Here is a 2284-nt window from a genome sequence, read left to right as displayed (position 1 = left end):
CTTGGTACCGTGGCCTGAAAACCACCTACTACCTCCGTGCCCTGGCCGCGACCAGCACCGAGAAGTCCACCATTAACACCGGCAAGCTGAACGCCGTGTCCAGTGGTGGCAACGACGGCCTCAGCGCAGCACCGGCCAAGGCCCCGGAAGTGGAAATGGCCGCAGGTCCAGCACCGGTCCCGAAAGCCTGTGCCATCGATGAACCCGACTGCGAAGCCTGCCAGTAAGGTGTTCGGCAGCGCGCGGATCTGAGCGGCGCCCGCGTTGTTGCCTGGTAGGTCGGCCCCCATCACATACAGTCGTATGCTCAGGGGTTCCAACCTACCAGGCGCCTAGCGCTCACTCGCTCAGCTACACGCTCGAACATCGAGCGAAAAGCTAAAGCGACACCTAGGGAGAGGCCAGCGGTACAGCCTCCCCTACAAACACCCGCCGCGCTCCCCAGGGAGCGCGGCACGGCGGTAGAGGACAGGCCCGACAGGGCCGCCCTACCCCGACCAGCGGTACCCGTTTTACCCTTGCGCACTGGTCGCAACGGAACATAATCAAAATTATCTGTATATCCATACAGGCCGGTTATTTCACCGCCCTGAAGCAGGAGCCAAGCCATGCTGAGCTGGGATGAATTCGACAAGGAAGACGGCGCCGACGCCGTCGTTTCCAACAAGAGTGCTGCCGCACAACTGGCAGACATGAGCATCGACAAGCTCGACCAGGTTGGCGGTGCCGCCGCCGTTGAAGCCCGCGCCGTGGCCGCCGACGACAGCGAAGCCGTGGCCCGCGCCAAAGCCTCGCTGGACCAACTCGACATCGCCGAAGGCCTGGCCGAGCTGGAAGGCTCCGCCGCCCGCGTCGCGGTCGATGAAAAGCGCATGATCAACTGCCGCGCCGACCTCAACCAGCTCGTACCCTTCAAGTACGACTGGGCCTGGCAGAAGTATCTGGATGGTTGCGCCAACCACTGGATGCCGCAGGAAGTGAACATGAACGCGGACATCGCGCTGTGGAAGAGCACCGACGGCCTGACCGACGACGAGCGCCGCATCGTGATGCGCAACCTCGGCTTCTTCTCCACCGCCGACAGCCTGGTGGCCAACAACCTGGCCCTGGCCGTGTACCGCCTGATCACCAACCCGGAGTGCCGCCAGTACATCCTGCGCCAGACCTTCGAAGAGGCGATCCACACCCACGCCTACCAGTACTGCATCGAATCCCTGGGCATGGATGAAGGCGCGATCTTCAACATGTACCACGAGATTCCATCGGTCGCGAAGAAAGCCAGCTGGGGCCTCAAGTACACCCGCTCGATCTCCGACCCGACCTTCAACACCGGTACGGTGGAGACCGACAAAGAGCTGCTGCGCAACCTGATCGCCTACTACTGCGTACTGGAAGGCATCTTCTTCTATTGCGGCTTCACCCAGATCCTCTCCATGGGTCGCCGCAACAAGATGACCGGTGTCGCCGAGCAGTTCCAGTACATCCTGCGTGACGAGTCCATGCACTTGAACTTCGGCATCGACGTGATCAACCAGATCAAGATCGAAAACCCGCACCTGTGGGATGCCCAGCTCAAAGACGAAGCCACCCAGATGATTCTCCAGGGCACTCAGCTGGAAATCGAATACGCACGCGACACCATGCCGCGCGGCGTACTGGGCATGAACGCAGCGATGATGGAGGACTACCTCAAATTTATCGCCAACCGTCGTCTGACTCAGATTGGTTTGAAGGAAGAGTACCCAGGTACCACTAACCCGTTCCCATGGATGTCGGAAATCATGGACCTGAAGAAGGAGAAGAACTTCTTCGAGACGCGGGTTATTGAGTATCAGACTGGTGGGGCATTGAGCTGGGATTGATTTCTCACTAACCACTTAGTTAGCGCTTTACCTGGAATTGAAGTTCGGGGCAGCGACAAAGACGAAAAGCCCCGCCTAGTGCGGGGCTTTTCGTCTTTATATAGAAAATAAGGCACTAGCGACAATATGGAGAGGGCACCTCAAGCCAAAACCTGAACAAGTAATCTCAGCTGCACGAACAATAGCCATGTGGGATATCCACTGCGAGCAAGGAGGGACGAGAGAGCTTTTTCACTCATCAACAACTGACCCCCATCTCACACCAATGAAACTTCATACAGGGCGGCGGCAAAAACTGAGTGCAACACCTGACCTTTCCGGTACGGTGCTGCCCCTATGTCTTATTCCGAACTCAGCGTTGAAGAGCGCGCCACCATTCAAATCGGTCATGCCCAAGGCTTCAGCCTGCGCAGGATTGCCTG

3 protein-coding genes are annotated in these 2284 nt (G+C 58.6%); all 3 read left to right on the top strand.

The genetic code is table 11. The annotated features are described in order from the left end of the window. Positions 1-227, top strand: a 227-nt coding sequence (locus tag Q8Q83_RS14095) for a hypothetical protein (protein WP_305624716.1), incomplete at its 5' end; no start/stop codon positions are given. Positions 228-608: 381 nt separating this feature from the next. Continuing rightward, entirely contained in the window at positions 609-1862 is a 1254-nt protein-coding gene (locus Q8Q83_RS14090) for a ribonucleotide-diphosphate reductase subunit beta (RefSeq protein ID WP_305624714.1), read from the top strand. Between the two features lie 336 nt (positions 1863-2198). After that, the coding region (locus Q8Q83_RS14085; RefSeq protein WP_305624717.1) for a helix-turn-helix domain-containing protein at positions 2199-2284 on the top strand (86 nt) is incomplete at its 3' end.

Origin of the sequence: Pseudomonas sp., assembly GCF_030696055.1 — a bacterium.
Classification (GTDB): domain Bacteria; phylum Pseudomonadota; class Gammaproteobacteria; order Pseudomonadales; family Pseudomonadaceae; genus Aquipseudomonas.
This window is presented reverse-complemented; position numbering and strand designations above follow the sequence as displayed.